The organism is Sphingopyxis sp. H073 (assembly GCF_001468395.1).
Taxonomy (GTDB): Bacteria; Pseudomonadota; Alphaproteobacteria; order Sphingomonadales; family Sphingomonadaceae; genus Sphingopyxis.
In genome coordinates this window covers 61,120-77,435 of the sequence record NZ_LNSG01000001.1, presented here as the reverse complement: position 1 = coordinate 77,435, position 16,316 = coordinate 61,120, and the positions used below count along the sequence as shown (strand labels likewise).

At 67.3% G+C, this 16,316-nt stretch carries 14 protein-coding genes; 5 read left to right on the top strand and 9 right to left on the bottom strand.

The features are described from left to right. Positions 1-14: 14 nt before the first annotated feature. Together ATE64_RS00375 and obgE are read left to right on the top strand one after the other, a co-directional pair. Positions 15-605 carry a TetR/AcrR family transcriptional regulator gene (locus ATE64_RS00375; protein ID WP_058455722.1) on the top strand — a complete coding sequence of 197 codons (591 nt, stop codon included), beginning with the start codon at positions 15-17 and terminating at the stop codon, positions 603-605. A gap of 32 nt (positions 606-637) precedes the next feature. Next, positions 638-1,684, top strand: coding sequence for a GTPase ObgE (gene obgE / locus ATE64_RS00370; RefSeq protein WP_058455600.1), 1,047 nt, complete (start codon positions 638-640; stop codon positions 1,682-1,684). Here obgE and ATE64_RS00365 read toward each other — a convergent pair whose 3' ends face one another. After that, positions 1,685-2,746, bottom strand: a complete 1,062-nt coding sequence (locus ATE64_RS00365) for a class I SAM-dependent methyltransferase (protein ID WP_058455599.1) — start codon at positions 2,744-2,746, stop codon at positions 1,685-1,687. A 132-nt stretch (positions 2,747-2,878) separates the two neighbouring features. Here ATE64_RS00365 and proB point away from each other — a divergent pair, with 132 nt between their 5' ends. The 3 genes from proB to sppA all read left to right on the top strand — a co-directional run bounded on the left by proB (position 2,879) and on the right by sppA (position 6,963). Further along, the gene (proB, locus tag ATE64_RS00360) at positions 2,879-3,982 is read left to right on the top strand and encodes a glutamate 5-kinase (protein ID WP_058455598.1); all 1,104 of its coding nucleotides are present in this window, start codon (positions 2,879-2,881) and stop codon (positions 3,980-3,982) included. 17 nt (positions 3,983-3,999) lie between these two features. Continuing rightward, entirely contained in the window at positions 4,000-4,899 is a 900-nt protein-coding gene (locus tag ATE64_RS00355) for an NAD(P)H-binding protein (protein WP_058455721.1), read from the top strand. 78 nt (positions 4,900-4,977) lie between these two features. Beyond that, positions 4,978-6,963: a signal peptide peptidase SppA gene (sppA, locus tag ATE64_RS00350; protein WP_082657518.1), complete on the top strand. Its 1,986-nt coding sequence runs from the start codon at positions 4,978-4,980 to the stop codon at positions 6,961-6,963. A gap of 128 nt (positions 6,964-7,091) precedes the next feature. Here sppA and ATE64_RS00345 read toward each other — a convergent pair whose 3' ends face one another. The 8 genes from ATE64_RS00345 to ATE64_RS00315 form a co-directional block, all read right to left on the bottom strand. Next, positions 7,092-7,994, bottom strand: coding sequence for an alpha/beta fold hydrolase (locus ATE64_RS00345; RefSeq protein ID WP_058455597.1), 903 nt, complete (start codon positions 7,992-7,994; stop codon positions 7,092-7,094). A 54-nt stretch (positions 7,995-8,048) separates the two neighbouring features. After that, on the bottom strand, positions 8,049-9,374 hold the full coding sequence (locus ATE64_RS00340; protein WP_058455596.1) for an oxygenase MpaB family protein: 1,326 nt from the start codon (positions 9,372-9,374) through the stop codon (positions 8,049-8,051). A 33-nt stretch (positions 9,375-9,407) separates the two neighbouring features. Beyond that, positions 9,408-9,665, bottom strand: coding sequence for a hypothetical protein (locus ATE64_RS00335; protein WP_156416447.1), 258 nt, complete (start codon positions 9,663-9,665; stop codon positions 9,408-9,410). A 79-nt stretch (positions 9,666-9,744) separates the two neighbouring features. Further along, entirely contained in the window at positions 9,745-10,380 is a 636-nt protein-coding gene (locus tag ATE64_RS00330) for a TRIC cation channel family protein (protein WP_058455594.1), read from the bottom strand. A 155-nt stretch (positions 10,381-10,535) separates the two neighbouring features. Continuing rightward, a complete protein-coding gene (lpdA, locus tag ATE64_RS00325) occupies positions 10,536-11,933 on the bottom strand; it encodes a dihydrolipoyl dehydrogenase (RefSeq protein WP_058455593.1) in 1,398 nt (465 codons plus the stop codon). Positions 11,934-11,936: 3 nt separating this feature from the next. After that, the gene (locus ATE64_RS21415) at positions 11,937-12,155 is read right to left on the bottom strand and encodes a hypothetical protein (RefSeq protein ID WP_156416448.1); all 219 of its coding nucleotides are present in this window, start codon (positions 12,153-12,155) and stop codon (positions 11,937-11,939) included. A gap of 1 nt (position 12,156) precedes the next feature. Beyond that, the gene (gene odhB / locus ATE64_RS00320; protein ID WP_058455592.1) at positions 12,157-13,386 is read right to left on the bottom strand and encodes a 2-oxoglutarate dehydrogenase complex dihydrolipoyllysine-residue succinyltransferase; all 1,230 of its coding nucleotides are present in this window, start codon (positions 13,384-13,386) and stop codon (positions 12,157-12,159) included. 31 nt (positions 13,387-13,417) lie between these two features. Further along, complete coding sequence (locus tag ATE64_RS00315) at positions 13,418-16,240, bottom strand: 2-oxoglutarate dehydrogenase E1 component (RefSeq protein WP_058455591.1); 2,823 nt, start codon at positions 16,238-16,240, stop codon at positions 13,418-13,420. Positions 16,241-16,316 lie beyond the last annotated feature (76 nt).

Genomic DNA, 16,316 nt, shown 5'->3' with positions numbered 1-16,316 from the left:
GGTTACTTACAGTGGTGTCAATTGCAGTCAAGAAGCGGCTGAGTCCCGAGGAAAGCCGCGCCGCCGCGATCGACGCGGCGCGCCAGATACTGATCGAGAACGGACCGCAGGCGGTGACGCTGAAAGCCGTCGCGGCGCGCGTCGACCGAACGCACGCGAACCTGCTTCATCATTTCGGCAGCGCGGCGGGGCTGCAACAGGCGCTGATCGACAATATGGCCGAATTCGTGAGCACCACGATCCGCGAGACGGTGCTCCGTCAGCGCGCCAGCGACCAGAATCCGCGCGAAGTCGTTGACCTCGCCTTCGACGCCTTCGACACGGGCGGCGGCGGGGCGCTGGCAAGCTGGATGATCCTGTCGGGCAACGAAAACGCGCTCGATCCGATCCTAAAGGCAATCCATGACCTCGTCGAGGAATTGCGGCAGGATCATAGCGCCGAGGAGCAGCCGCTCGAGGACGAGACGATGCAACTCGTGCTGCTCGCGCTCGGCGATGCGCTTTTCGGCGCGCCGCTCGCGCGCGCGCTCGGCCTGCCGCGCCACCGCGCGCGCGACATCGCCTATGAATCGCTGATCGCCAGTGGAGTCGGCAAGCGACGCTAGCCAAAACGGGCCTTTCCCCCTAAAGGCGCCCGATGCATTTCCTCGACCAAGCAAAGATTTTCGTGAAGTCCGGCGACGGCGGCCCCGGCGCCGTGTCGTTCCGGCGCGAGAAATATATCGAATATGGCGGCCCCGACGGCGGCAACGGCGGCAAGGGCGGCGACATTGTGTTCGAAGCCGTCGCCGGCCTCAACACGCTGATCGACTTTCGTTATACCCAGCATTTCAAGGCGCGCCGCGGCACCCCCGGCGCGGGCCGTGACCGCACGGGCGCGGGCGGCGACGATCTGGTGATCCAGGTCCCGATCGGCACGCAGATCCTGGCCGACGATGACGAGCGCACCCTGCTGCTCGACCTCACCAAGGAGGGCGAGCGCGTCCGCTTCCTGCGCGGCGGCGACGGCGGCCGCGGCAACGCCAGCTACAAGACCTCGACCAACCGCGCGCCGCGCCAGCACGGCCCGGGCTGGCCGGGCGAAGAGGCATGGGTGTGGCTGCGTTTGAAGCTGCTCGCCGATGCGGGGCTCGTCGGGCTGCCCAACGCGGGCAAGTCGACCTTCATCAACGCCGTCTCCAACGCACAGGCGAAGGTCGGCGCCTATGCCTTCACGACGACGCGCCCGCAGCTCGGCGTGGTCAGCCACAAGGGGCATGAATTCGTCGTTGCCGACATTCCGGGGCTGATCGAGGGCGCCGCCGACGGCGCGGGGATCGGCGATCGCTTCCTCGGCCATATCGAACGCTGCCGCGTCCTCCTCCACCTCGTCGATGCGAATGACGAGGATGTCGCGACCAGCTATCGCATCGTGCGCGACGAACTCGAAGCCTATGGCGAAGGCCTGACCGACAAGCCGGTGGTCGTGGCGCTCAACAAGGTCGACACGCTCGACGAGGAACTGATCGCGGCGCTCTCGGCCGAGCTCGAAGCCGAAAGCGGCTATCCGGTCATGGCGCTTTCGGGCGCCAGCGGCGCGGGCATCGAGGCGGTGCTCGACAAGCTGCTCGAAGCCGTCGGCCAACCCGAACCGGGCGCCGATCCCGACGAGGATGAAGCCTCGGGCGACTGGTCGCCGATCTGATCACCGCGCCTCCAGCACCATGTTGAAGGGCCCTTCGGTCGCGCGGCGGACGCTCGCAAAGCCGCCCGCGCGCACGACATCGGACAACCGCGCCTCGCCCGCCTGTGCGCCCAGCCCCTCGCCGACCTCCTGATCGAGCGAGGTCGGCACGCAGATCATCGTCGACGCGTTGTAATAGAGGCGCCCGACCGGGTTCATATTGTCGGCGGGCGTATTGCCCGCGACCGGCTCGACGATCATCCACGTCCCGTCCGGCGCCATTATGCGGCGCATTTGCGCGGCGCAGCCGCGCGGGTCGCCCATGTCGTGCAGGCAATCATACATGGTGATCAGGTCGAACCCCTCCTCGGCGATCTCCTTTGCCGTCGCGACCTCGAAACGCACGCGATCGCCATAGCCATGACCAGCGGCGTGGCGCCGCGCCTCCTCGATCGACGGCGCGTGGAAATCGAAGCCGACGAACCGGCTTTCGGGGTATGCGTCGGCCATCAGCAGGGTCGAGAAGCCGACCCCGCAGCCGACGTCGGCGACCGCGGCACCGCGCCGCAGTTTCGCCTCGACGCCATCCAATGCGGGAATCCAGTTCTGGACGATATTGTTGACATAGCCGGGGCGGAAGAAAGCGCCCGTCGCGCAAAAGAGGCAACCGGCATGATCGCCCCAGCGCACCCCCGTGCCGCGGCGGAAACAATCCTCGACCTTCGGCTGCGCTTCGATCATCGCGGCGATCAGGTCGAAGGCGCCGGCAAGAAAGACCGGGCTGTCGCGATGGACGAACACCATCGCCTGTTCGGGCGAGAGGCTGAACCGCTCGCTCGCCGGATCATAGTCAACATAGCCGCTCGCTGCCTGCGCCAACGCCCATTCGCGGACATAGCGTTCGTGGAGATTGCCCGCGCGCGCGGCGAGATCGGCCGCGGTCGCGGGCCCCTCCGCCAGCGCGTCGAACAGCCCGAGGCTGAATCCCAGCCGCACCGTCGGCACACTCATTCCGCCGCCAAGATCGCCGAGCATCTTGCCGACGAACGTGTGCAGTCTCTCTTCGTCCAAAACGGTCGCCATCGCATCGCTCCTCACCCGATTGGCTTGCGACTCTCCAGAAGGGCTCGATGAGGCCCGCGCTGCATAGCATAGCCGCGCGAAGCCTGCGATATTCGCATTGGCACCCCCGCCCGCGCACGCTATCGGCGGCGCATGTTGTTCGCGCCCGCCTCCTGCCCCAGGCTGATCGTCAAGATCGGATCGGCGCTGCTCGTCGATGAGGGCGGCGCGGTGCGGCGCGAATGGCTCAAGGGGATCGCCGCCGACATCGCGGGGCGCATCCGCGCCGGCCAGCAGGTCGCGGTCGTCTCTTCGGGAGCGATCGCGCTCGGCGCGCGGCGGCTGGGGCTCGCCAAGGGCGGCCGTGCCAGCCTCGAGGATGCACAGGCGGCGGCCGCGACCGGGCAGATCGCGCTCAGCCATGTCTGGGCCGAAGTGCTGGGCGCCGAAGGGCTGACCGCGGCGCAGATGCTCGTGACGCTCGACGACCTCGAGGATCGCCGCCGCTATCTCAACGCCTCGGCGACGCTCGACCGGCTTTTGAACCTCGGCGTCGTGCCGGTGATCAACGAGAATGACAGCGTCGCGACCGAGGAAATCCGCTTCGGCGACAACGACCGGCTCGCCGCGCGCGTCGGGCAGGCGGCGGCGGCGGGCGGCGTGATCCTGCTTTCCGACATCGACGGGCTCTACGATAGAAACCCCGCCCTCCCCGGCGCCACCCATATCGCGCGCATCGAACGCATCGATGACGCGATCGAGGCGATGGCCGACGCCGGATCGGCTTCGGGCATGGGGTCGGGCGGGATGGTGTCGAAGATTGCGGCGGCGCGCATCGCCAACGCCGCGGGGGCGCATCTGGCGATCGCGTCGGGGCACGTCGACCGGCCGCTATCGACCGAGGCGCGGCACAGCTTGTTCGTCGCCGAAAAAGGCGCGAGCGCGCGCAAGGCCTGGCTCGCAGGCGGGCTGACCGCGAAGGGCCGCCTGACCATCGACGTGGGCGCAGCGAAAGCGCTGCGCGGCGGCGCGAGCTTGCTCGCCGCCGGGGTGACCGACGCGAGCGGCAACTTCGCACGCGGCGACATTCTCGACATCGCGGGAACCGACGGCCGCGTGATCGCGCGCGGGCTTTCGGAATATCCGGTGGCCGACGCCAGGGCGATCCTCGGCCTCGGCCGCGACGCGCAGGAGGCGGCGCTCGGCTATGCTCCCCGCACCGCGATCGTCCACCGTGATCATATGGTGCTGCTGTGACGAACCGCGTGCTCGCGATGACCGGCGCGACCGGCTTCGTGGGCGGTGCAACCGTGCGGCAGGCGGTCGAAGCGGGCTGGCACGTCCGCGCCCTGACCCGCCGTCCGCAGGAGCCGCGCGAGGGCGTCACCTGGATCGCCGGCGCGCTCGATGATCCCGAAAGCCTTGCCGCGATCGTATCGGGCGCCGAGGTCGCGATGCATATCGCGGGCGTCGTGAACGTGCCGACGCGCGCCGCGTTCGAAGCGGGCAACGCCATCGCAACCGCCAATGTCGTCGACGCAGCGCGCGGCGCGGGGGTGCGGCGCTTCATCCACGTCTCCTCGCTCGCCGCGCGCGAACCCGAGCTGTCGAATTACGGCTGGTCGAAGGAGCGCGCCGAACGCGTCATCCTCGCCAGCGGGCTCGACTGGACGATCGTGCGGCCGCCCGCGGTATTCGGCCCCGGCGACACCGAGATGCTCGACCTGTTCCGCATGGCGTGGCGCGGGGTAATGGTGCTGCCCCCGCGCGGGCGGATGTCGGCGATTTATGTGGACGAACTCGCGCGCCTGCTCGTCGCGCTGGCGAGCGATGACGCAAAAAGCATCGGCCAGACTTACGAGCCCGACGACGGCACCGCCGGCGGCTGGTCGCACAAGGACTTCGCGCAGGCGATCAGTGGCGCGGTCGGACGCGATCGCGTTGCGACGCTCGCGATCCCGGCGCCCCTGGTCAAGGCGGGCGGGCGCCTCGACCGGTTCGTTCGCGGCGATCGCGCCAAGCTGACCCCCGACCGCGCGCGCTATATTTCGCATCCCGACTGGGCCGCGAGCGAGGGCGCGCGCCCGCCCGCCGACCTGTGGCAACCATCGCTCCCGACCGCCGACGCGCTCGCCGAAACGGTGCGCTGGTATCGCGGCGAAGGCTGGCTTTGACGGCGCTGGTAGTCGCTGGCTCCGCCTCGGTCGAAGCGTGCATTGCCAAGGACGGGGCGCAGCCCTAGGTTCGCAGGCATGACAGACAGCACCGCGACCCCTCCGAACGACCCCGCCGGCCCCTGGGCCATCCCCGTCCGCCGCCCGCTGCCGGGCGAGGACAAGCGCAAGGGCGGCACCAGCTTCCCGCGCAAGGTCTGGAACCTGCTCGTCGGGATCAAGGACGCGCTGGCGCTGATCTTCCTCCTGATGTTCTTTGCGCTCCTCTTTGGGCTGCTCGCCGGGCGGCCGAACGCCGCCTTGCCGGTCAGCGAGGGCGCGCTGCTGATCGATTTCAACGGTGTCGTGTCCGAACAGCCGTCCGACGTCGATCCGCTCGCGGCGCTGTCGGGGGGCAACCAGCTCAAGGAACTTCGCACCCGCGACGTCGTCCACGCGCTCGAAACCGCGGCGACCGACAAGCGCGTGACCTCGGTCGTGCTCGACCTCGACCGCTTCCTCGGCGGCGGGCAGGTCTCGCTCGCCGAGATCGGCGCCGCGGTCGACAAGGTGCGCGCGAAGAACAAGCCCGTGCTCGCCTTCGCGACCGCCTACACCACCGACAGCTACCAGATCGCCGCCCATGCGAGCGAAATCTGGGCCGATGGCATCGGCGGCGTCGCGATCGCCGGGCCGGGCGGATCGCGTCTTTACTACAAGGGGCTGATGGACAAGCTCGGCGTCACCGCGCACATCTATCGCGTCGGCACCTTCAAGAGCGCGGTCGAACCCTATCTGCGCAGCGACCAGTCGCCCGAAGCGAAGGAGGCCGACCTCGCCTATGCCGGGGCGCTTTGGGAAAACTGGCTGACCGATGTCAAGAAGGCCCGCCCGAAGGCCAAGATCGATGCGTTTATCGCCGACACGGCGGGCGCCGTGAAGGCCGCGGGCAACGACTTGTCGAAGGCGGGCGTCGATGCCGGCCTGATCGACAAGGTCGGCAGCCGGATGGCGTTCAGCGCGCGCGTCGCCGAAATCAGCGGCACCAGCGACGACAACCGGCCGTGGGAGTTCGCCGCGATCCCGCTCGAAAACTGGGTCGCCGCCAATCCGGTGAGCGAGGCGGGCGCCGCGATCGCGGTCGTACCCGTGGTCGGCGAAATCGTCGATGGCGAGGCACCGAACGGCAGCGCCGGCGGCGACACCGTCGCGCAGCATATCCTCGACGCGGTGGCCGACAGCGGCACGAAAGCCATCGTGCTCCGCGTCGATTCCCCCGGCGGATCGGTGCTCGCGTCCGAGCAGATCCGCCAGGCGCTTTTGCAGGCGAAGGCGAAGAAACTGCCTGTCGTCGTTTCGATGGCCAATGTCGCCGCGTCGGGCGGCTATTGGGTCTCGACCCCCGCCGACCGCATCTTCGCCGAGCCCGAGACGATCACCGGATCGATCGGTGTCTTCGGCATCATCCCGAGCTTCGACCAGACGCTGGCGAAGATCGGCGTCAACGCCGACGGCATCGCGACGACGCCGCTGTCGGGCCAGCCCGACGTGTTCGGCGGCGTGAACGACGAGTTCAACGCGCTCGCGCAGGCAAGCGTCGAGGACATCTACGCGCGCTTCACCGGCCTTGTCGCGAAGAGCCGCAAGCAGCCGATCGAGAAAATCCGTACGATCGCCGAAGGCCGCGTCTGGGCAGGCGGCACCGCGCGCCAGATCGGCCTTGTCGACCAGTTCGGTGGGCTTCCCGACGCGCTGGCGGCCGCGGCGAAGCTCGCGAAGATCGACGGCGCCTTCCACGCCAAATATTATGAGGAAGAGCAGAGCGAATTTTCGAAGATGATCGCGAGCCTGACCGGCGGCGAGCAGGAGCAGGAAGCGGCGGCACCCCGCGGCTGGTTCGGCATCGCGGCGATGAACCGCGATCTCGTCCAGCGCCGGCTGGTACAGGACCTGTCGCTGCTCGCGAAAACCGGGTCGGTGCAGGCCGCGTGCCTCGACTGCCGTGCGTTCCTGCCCGCCGTGCCGCGCGCGAGTGGCCGCGAAGCGCAGGGGTTCCTCGCGACGCTGGCGCTGTTGCTGAAATAGACGGAAGCGGGAATTGCCTGTTCCCCCGCGGAGGCGGGGGTCCATCACCCATCGGTGCTATTTCGAGCCTTCGGGAGATGGATCCCCGCCTTCGCGGGGACGCACAGCGTTTTCGATGCGCCCGCCCGCTACGCCGCCAGCGCGACGCCCCGCGCGTGGTCGGCGATCGCCCCGGACAGCGTGTCGACGAGCGCGAGCGGCAGGTCGTGCCCCATGCCGGGGATCGTCATCAGCCGCGCGCCGGGAATATGCTCCGCGGTGTCGCGCCCGCCCGCGAGCGGGACGAGCGGGTCGGCCTCGCCATGGATCACCAGGGTCGGCGCCGTGATCGACTTCAGCATCGGCCGCCGGTCGCCGTCGGCGACGATCGCCGCCATCTGCCGCGCGACGCCCTGCGGATACCAGCCGCGCTCGTAATCGCCCCGGACGCGGCGTTGCAGCCGTTCCTCCTCGGCGGGATAATCGGGGCTGCCGATCACGCGCGCAGCGTTGACCGAGTAGGCGATCATCGCCTCGGGATCGCCGCTCATCGGGCGGTTGGCGAGCACGCGCATCGCCTCCTTCTGCGCGCGCGGCAGCCGCGGATTGCCGGTGGTCGACATGATCGACGTCAGCGACAGCACGCGCCCCGGATAGCGCGCCGCGATATGCTGCGCGATCATCCCCCCCATCGATGCCCCGACGACATGCGCCCGCTCGATGCCGAGATGGTCGAGCAGCGCGACACCGTCGGCCGCCATGTCGGCAAGCGTATAGGCGCTGCGCACCGGCAGCTTGAGCGCCGCCTTGACGAACATCCATTTGAGGTTGGGAACGCCCGCCGCATCGAAACGCGTCGACAGGCCGACGTCGCGATTGTCGTAGCGGATGACGCGAAAGCCGCGCGCGACGAGCGCATCGACGAACTCGTCGGGCCATAAAGTCAGCTGTCCGCCCAACCCCATCACCAGCAGGATCGCGGGCGCGTCCTTCGGCCCCTTGTCCTCATAGGTGATGCTGATCCCGTTCGCCGTCGCCTGCTCGGTCGTCATTCCGCTCTGATCCTCTGCCGTTAGCCGACCAACATGCCGCGAAGTGCGGCGCGGTCAAGCCGTCGCGGGACGATAATGCGCGGCGTCGGACCGGAACTCGGCGCGGCCATAGCCCGCGAGCTGGCGGTTGATGCGCCGGACGAGGCGGCGGTCGGCAAGGTGACGCAGCACCGGAATGCGCGAGGCGACTCGATATGCCGTCATGCGTCCCGCGAGCGCGAGCATCGTCGCGCCATAGATCAGATGGTCGCGGCGGCCGACGGGCACCCCGACGCCGTCGGCGCGCTCGGTGTCGCCGTTCAGGAACGCCTTCACGAAGAAGACGCGGCTCACCGAGCGCTCGAGGCGGCGCTTGACGCGGCCCGCGGGCGACGGATCGGTCGACAGTTCGGCCTCCATCGTCGCGCGAAGCAGCCCGCCACAGATCGGGTCGTCATATTCATAGCGCAAGGTCGCGCTGCGCGTGCGCCAGATGCGGACGATCTCTTGCGGAGTGTCGGCGAGCAGATCCTCGGGCAGGCCGAGCAGGAAGCAGCGATAACGCGCCAGTTCGACGCGCCCGCGCTCGAGCCGGTTGAACGACGTGCGCCCGCTCTTCAGCACATCCTGCGACAGGAAATAGATCGGGATCAGCCCCGCGGGCATCTGGTCGAGCTGCGGGATCGGCACGCCATAGGTGTCGGCGTCCCACATCCCCGGCCGCGACAGCACGTTGACGCGCACCATCGAATGCATCAGCCGCACCATCGCCGCCGCCTTGAACCCCGGCCCGAAGCGGCACAGCGCACCCGGCAGCGCGGTGGTGGCGAAAAAGGTTGCGGTCTCCTTCACCCGCCTCGCGGCGGTCGCATGGCCGAGCGTGCCGGTGAGCGCCATCGGCAGCGCCGAATATTTGTTGAGAAAGGTCGCGATGAAGGCGCCGCGGATCAGGAAGGGCGCGAGGTTTGCGGTCGCGTTGCGCTCATAGGCCGCGCCCTCCTCGACCAGTTCCATATCGACCCAGTCAGGCTTCGCCTCCATTTCGCGGATCAGCGCGACGAGTTCGGGCGGCGCATCCTCGACCGCCTCGACCCCCTTGTCGCATGCCTCGACCAGCATCGCGACGCTGCGCTGAAACCCCAGCTTCGGCATCAGTGCGGCATAGGCATCGCCGGTGCGGTCGCCGAGCATCGTATATTCGCGGATGCGCGCGACGAGGTCGGCATCGCCCAGATAGGCGGCGCGATCGATCCCCTTCACGCCGCCAAGCTCGCTCACGGCCTCTGCCTCGGCCGCCCATCGTTCGGGGGGACGGTCGAAATCGAAACGCCCGAACAGGTCGGGCAAGGCGGTGGCCTGGTCGCGGACCTGGCGGGCGATGGTGTCGAGCGCAGCGGTCATGGCACAAACAGTGCCACATTATTTACCCTATTGTCAGCCCATCAATCGCGACCGGATCGACCGGCGCGGCCCCGACCGTGGTTTACGGCGGGTTACCGGTGTCACGAGCCGGCGCAGAAGGTGGCGCGCCGGGGACGCGGCGGCGAATGGCAGAATGAAGATGATCAGCGACAGCCCGACGATCCAGCGCCCGGTCGACACCGGATCGCCGCACGCGCTCGCGCAGCCGGGCGCCTCGACCCCGGCGCCGAAAAGGATCAGCAATGTCGACAAAATTCGGCCAGTCCCCACGACGCGCTCCCCTGCGCGCCAGCCGCGATCCTATCGGATCAAAGTTAAACGGAGCGTTGCGGCTCGATTAGGCCGCTGTTTACCGCGATTCGCGGGGGCCCCTATAGGCCGGAAGCGCCAATGACCAGCGAATTGCGAGCCCGCGCAGAATAAATCCGGCGACCGCACCGGCGACGGCGGCGACCGGAGTGCCCGCGCCGAGCCACAAGAGGGTAAGGAACAGTCCCGCTGCGAGCGCCGCCGCAGTGACATAGATTTCGGGCCGCATGATGATCGACGGCACCCCTGCCAGGATGTCGCGGATCGTTCCTCCGACGCAGCCGGTGATCACGCCCATCATCAGCGCCGGCACCGGCGGCACGCCCCAGGCAAGCGCCTTCGCGGTACCGAACACGGCATATGCGGCCAGCCCGACCGCATCGGCCCATTCGAGGAGTTGCCCCTGCCACCAGCGCTCGGGGGTCAGCCAGACGATCAGCGCGATCGCGATGCACACCGCGGCGATCGCCCCGTCCTGCACCCAGAAGACCGGTGCGCCGATCAGCAGGTCGCGCACGCTGCCGCCGCCGACCCCGGTGACGAGCGCAAAGAAGCAGGCCGTGACAAGCGTCTGCCGCAGGCGCACCGCCATCAGCGCGCCCGACAGCGCGAAGACGCCGATCCCTGCAAGATCGAGCAGGCGGATGAGGGTTTGGGGCTCCACGAGCAGCGGCATATCATTCTCGCCGACGTTACACGATCCTCCCCGTCGCGTAGCGATGGGGAGGGGGACCATCCGAAGGATGGTGGAGGGGCTCTACGTCTCAGCCCCTCCGTCAGCCCTGCGGGCTGCCACCTCCCCATGGCTTCGCCACAGGGAGGATTCAGAGGTCAAATGTGGATCGGCTTGCCGGTTACCGCCATCGCGGCTTCCTTGATCGCCTCGCTGTGGGTCGGGTGGGCGTGACAGGTGTAGGCGATGTCCTCGCTCGTCGCGCCGAATTCCATCGCCTGCGCCGCCTGCGCGATCATGGTGCCCGCGACGCTGGCGATACACCAGACGCCGAGAACGCGGTCGCTCTTGGCATCGGCGATCACCTTCACGAAGCCGTCGGGCTCGTGGTTCGTCTTGGCGCGGCTGTTCGCGAGCATCGGGAATTTGCCGACCTTCACTTCGCCGCGCTCCTTCGCCGCCTCTTCGGTCAGGCCGACACCGGCGATTTCGGGCCAGGTATAGACGACCGACGGGATGACATCGTGGTTCACGATGCCGGTCAGCCCGGCGATATTCTCGGCGCAGGCGATGCCCTCGTCCTCGGCCTTGTGCGCGAGCATCGGGCCGGGGATCACGTCGCCGATCGCCCAGATGCCGGGGACCGAGGTACGGAAATCATGGTCGGTTTCGATCTGGCCGCGCTGGTTGAGCGCCAGTCCCGCCTTGTCGAGGCCGAGACCCTCGGTGTTCGGACGGCGGCCGATCGAGACGAGGACGACATCGGCCTCGAGCGTTTCGGCGTCGCCGCCCGCCGCGGGCTCGAGCGTCAGCACCGCCTTCTTGCCCTTGACTTCGGCCTTGGTGACCTTGGTCTTGAGCTTGAATTCGATGCCCTGCTTCTTGAAAATCTTGTTCGCTTCCTTGCGGACGTCGCCGTCCATGCCGGGCAGGATCTGGTCGAGGAATTCGACGCAGGTGACCTTGGCGCCGAGGCGGCGCCAGACGCTGCCGAGTTCGAGCCCGATCACGCCGCCGCCGATCACGACCATGTGGCCCGGCACCTTGGCGAGTTCGAGCGCGCCCGTCGAATCGACGATGATCTGCTTGTCGTTATCGACCGCAACGCCCGGAAGCGGGGTCACCGACGAGCCGGTGGCGACGATGATATTCTTCGCGCGGACGCTCTTGCCTGCCACCTCGACGGTGTCGGCCGACGTGAACTGCGCATAGCCCTTCAGCCAGTCGACCTTGTTCTTCTTGAACAGGAACTCGATGCCGCCGGTCAGGCCCTTCACCGCATCGATACGCTGGCCGTGCATCGTCGGCAGGTCGAGCTCGGGCTTCACCTTGATGCCCATCTTCGCCATCGCGCCATTGGCGGCGGCGTCGAAATATTCCGACGCGTGGAGCATCGCCTTCGACGGGATGCAGCCGACGTTGAGGCACGTGCCGCCCAGCGTCTCGCGCCCTTCGGCGCAAGCGGTCTTCAGCCCCAGCTGCGCCGCGCGGATCGCCGCGACATAACCGCCGGGACCGGCACCGATGACAAGGACGTCGTAGTCGTAATCAGCCATAACTCACTTCCATGGATTGGCCCGGATCATAGCATAAGTACCGCGCCACATTTCCGGTTCTGGATAACGTCGAACGTAATCATCAGCGGCACGATGGTTCAATGCGCTGAAAAATTTATAGAACATATCCCAAAACAACTCTCCCTGCCCCGTACGCCAGCCAACTGCCCCAGCAGGAATCTCGGGAAAAGCTAGCCAAGGGGGATTGAGTTCGTCGTTCACGTTACAAATCGATCAGCAAACGCGTCGGATCCTCGATCGCTTCCTTGATCGTCTTGAGGAAGGTCACGGCCTCGCGTCCGTCGACCAGCCGGTGGTCATAGCTCATCGCCAGATACATCATCGGGCGGATCACGATCTCGCCGTTCCGGACGACCGGGCGATCCTCGATTCGGTGGAGGCCGAGCACCGCCGACTGCGGCGGGTTGATGATCGGGGTCGACATCAGGCCGCCGAACACGCCGCCGTTCGAGATGGTGAAGGTGCCGCCGGTCATGTCGTCGATCGTCAGCGTGCCGTCCTTTGCGCGCTTGCCGAGGTCGGCGATCGCCTTTTCGATCTCGGCGAAGCTCATGCTGTCGGCATTGCGCACGACGGGCACGACGAGGCCGTTCGGCGCGCTGACCGCGACCGAGACGTCAAGGTAATTGTGATAGACGATCTCGTCGCCCTCGATGCGAGCGTTGACCGCCGGAATGTCATGCGCGGCGAGCGCGACGGCCTTGGTGAAGAAGCTCATGAAGCCGAGGCGCACGCCATGCTTCTTCTCGAAGCTTTCGCGATAGCGGTCGCGCGTCGCGATCACCGCCGACATGTCGACGTCGTTGAACGTCGTCAGCATCGCCGCGGTTTCCTGCGCCGACTTCAGCCGCTTCGCGATCGTCTGGCGGAGGCGGGTCATCTTGACGCGCTCTTCCTGACGGCCCGGCGCACCACTCGCAACGGGGGCAGCAGCAGGCGCCGGTGCCGGAGCGGCTTCGGCGGCCGGCGCGGCGCTGGCGGCGGCGAGCACATCTTCCTTGGTCAGGCGGCCGTCCTTGCCGGTGCCCTGGATCTTCGTCGGGTCGACGCCATGTTCGAGCACGAGACGACGGACGGCGGGCGACAGCGTCGTGACGCCGTCTTCGCTCGCGGTCGCCGGAGCGGGCGCTGCCGGGGCCGCCTGCGCCGGCGCGGGAGCCGCGGCGGCAGGCGCAGGAGCGGCAGCGACCGCGCCGCCAGCCTCGACCGTCGCGATCACCGCGCCGACATTGACCGTGTCGCCGACGCCGGCGAGCTGCTGGCCCATCACGCCCGCGACGGGCGAAGGCACCTCGACCGCGACCTTGTCGGTTTCGAGGCTGGCGATCGGTTCGTCGAGCGCGACCGCTTCGCCGGGCTTCTTCAGCCATTCGCCGATCGTCGCTTCGGTGACGCTTTCACCCAGCGTGGGGACTTTGACTTCGGTGCTCATCTTGTGCGTTCCTTAGGGCTTAAGCTCTGGCTCAGGCTTTGTTCTTGGCGCGGCGGATTTCGGCCCGAACCGAAAGTCCGAGCGCATCGGCGACGAGCGCCGACTGTTCGGTCTGGTGACGGCTCATCAGGCCGGTCGCGGGCGAGGCGGCGGCAGCGCGGCCGGCGTAGCGCGGACGCATGCCCTTGAAACCGGCTTCCTTTAGCGCTTCCTCGATAAAAGGTTCGACGAAGAACCAGCTGCCGTTGTTGCGCGGCTCTTCCTGCGCCCAGACGACTTCTTCCAGCTTCGGCATCCGCTTCAGGCGGACGGCAAGCGGTTCGCCGGGGAAGGGATAGATCTGCTCGATGCGGATCACCGTCGTGTCGGTCTGGCCCGCCGCATCGCGCGCTTCCATCAGGTCGTAGCCGAGCTTGCCCGAACAGAGCACGACGCGCTTGATATCGGCGTCGGCGGGCGGGGTGCGGTCGGACATGATGCGGCGGAAATGCGCGTCGCCGATGAAGTCGGAGCGCTGCGACACCGCCAGCTTGTGGCGGAGTAGCGACTTCGGCGTCATGATGACCAATGGCTTCCGGAACGGACGCAGCATCTGGCGGCGCAGGACGTGGAAATAGTTCGACGGGGTCGAAATATTGCACACCTGGATATTGTCGCCCGCGCACAGCTGAAGGAAACGTTCGAGACGCGCCGAGCTATGCTCGGGCCCCTGCCCTTCGTAGCCGTGCGGCAGCAGCATCACGAGGCCGTTGGCGCGCAGCCACTTGGCCTCGCCCGCCGCGATGAACTGGTCGATCATGATCTGCGCGCCGTTGGCGAAGTCGCCGAACTGCGCTTCCCAGAGCACGAGGCTCTTGGGGTCAGCCATCGCATAGCCATATTCGAAGCCCAGCACGCCATATTCGGAGAGCGGGCTGTCGAGCACCTCGAACCGGCCGTGGGGCACGGTCGTCAACGGAATATATTTATGCTCATCCTTCTGGTCGACCCAGACGGCGTGGCGCTGGCTGAAAGTGCCGCGACCCGAATCCTGGCCCGACAGGCGCACCTGATAGCCCTCGCTGAGCAGCGTGCCGAAGGCGAGCGCCTCGGACGTCGCCCAATCGAAGATTTCGGTATCGCTCTTGTCGGCGAACATCGCGGCGCGGCCGTCGATCACGCGGCGCAGCGTCTTGTGCACTTCGAGGTCGGCGGGGATCGTCGTCAGCGTGCGGCCGATCGCGTCGAACAATTTGTCCGAGACGCCCGTCGCGATGTTGCGGCGCGCGCCCTCGGGATCGGTCGGGGCATAGAGGCCCGACCAGCGGCCTGCGAACCAGTCGGCCTTGTTCGGCTTGTAGCTTTTCGCCGCCTCGAAATCGCCTTCGAGCTGTGCGACGAATTCGGCGCGGCGGGCGTCGGCCCAGCCGGCGTCGATCGCGCCTTCGTCTTCCAGCTTCGCGGCGCACAGCTGCGACACCGGCGGGTGCTTGCGGATGCGTTCGTACATCAGCGGCTGCGTGAACGAAGGCTCGTCGCCCTCGTTATGGCCGAAGCGGCGATAGCACCACATGTCGATCACGACATCGCGCTTGAAACGCTGACGGAAGTCGATCGCGAGCTTGCACGCAAAGGTGACCGCCTCCGGGTCGTCGCCGTTGACGTGCAGGATCGGCGCCTGGACGCCCTTGGCGACGTCCGACGGATAGGGCGACGAGCGCGCGAACTGCGGGCTGGTCGTAAAACCGATCTGGTTGTTGACGATGAAGTGGATGCAGCCGCCGGTGTTGTAGCCGCGAATGCCCGAGAAGCCGAGGCATTCCCAGACGATCCCCTGCCCAGCGAAGGCCGCGTCGCCGTGGATCAGCACCGGCAGCACCTGCTCATGCTTGTCGAGGTCGTCGCGCACCACCTGCTGGGCGCGCACCTTGCCGAGCACGACCGGATCGACCGCCTCGAGGTGCGAGGGGTTGGGGACGAGCGACATATGCACCGAAATGCCGTCGAACTCGCGGTCGGTCGAGGTGCCGAGGTGATATTTGACGTCGCCCGAACCGCCGATGTCGTCGGGGTTCGCGCTGCCGCCGGCAAATTCGTGGAAGATCACCTTGTACGGCTTGGCCATGACGTTCGCGAGCATGTTGAGGCGCCCGCGGTGCGCCATGCCATAGACGATTTCCTTCACGCCATATTGGCCGCCATATTTGATGATCGATTCCATGGCCGGGATCATCGATTCGCCGCCGTCGAGGCCGAAGCGCTTCGTCCCGACATATTTGCGCGCGAGGAATTTCTCCCACTCCTCAGCCTGGATCACCTTGTTCAGGATGGCGCGTTTGCCCTCGACCGAAAATTCGATGATCTTGTCGGCGCCCTCCATCCGTTCCTGCAGGAACTGGCGCTCCTCGATGTCGGCGATGTGCATATATTCAAGGCCGACATTGCCGCAGTAGTTCGCGCGCAGGATCGCCACGATCTCGCGGATCGTCGCCTTTTCGAGGCCGAGCGTGCCGCCGATCCAGATCGGGCGGTCCTGATCGGCGCCGACGAAGCCATGATATTCGGGCGTGAGATCGGCGGGCAATTCGCGCGTGCTGAGACCGAGAGGGTCGAGGTTCGCCGCCAGATGGCCGCGGACGCGATAGGTGCGGATCAGCATCATCGCGCGGATCGAATCGTTCGCCGCTCGCTCGACCTCGGCGTTCGACAAGGGCGCACCGGCCTTGGCGGCGGCGGCCTTCACCGCGACCTGCATCTGCTGCGGGTCGAGCGCGGCGGTCAGGTCGTCGCTGTCGATCTGCGGCCAGTTCTTCGGCGCCCAGCTGGGGCCGGCCTGGACTTCATCGACGTCGAAGCTTTGTCGTTCGAGGTTCATAATCTTACACTCGCTGTGCCCCTGCGAAGGCAGGGATGATGTCCATACAATACTCAACGCTCGTGCTCCCCCGCGA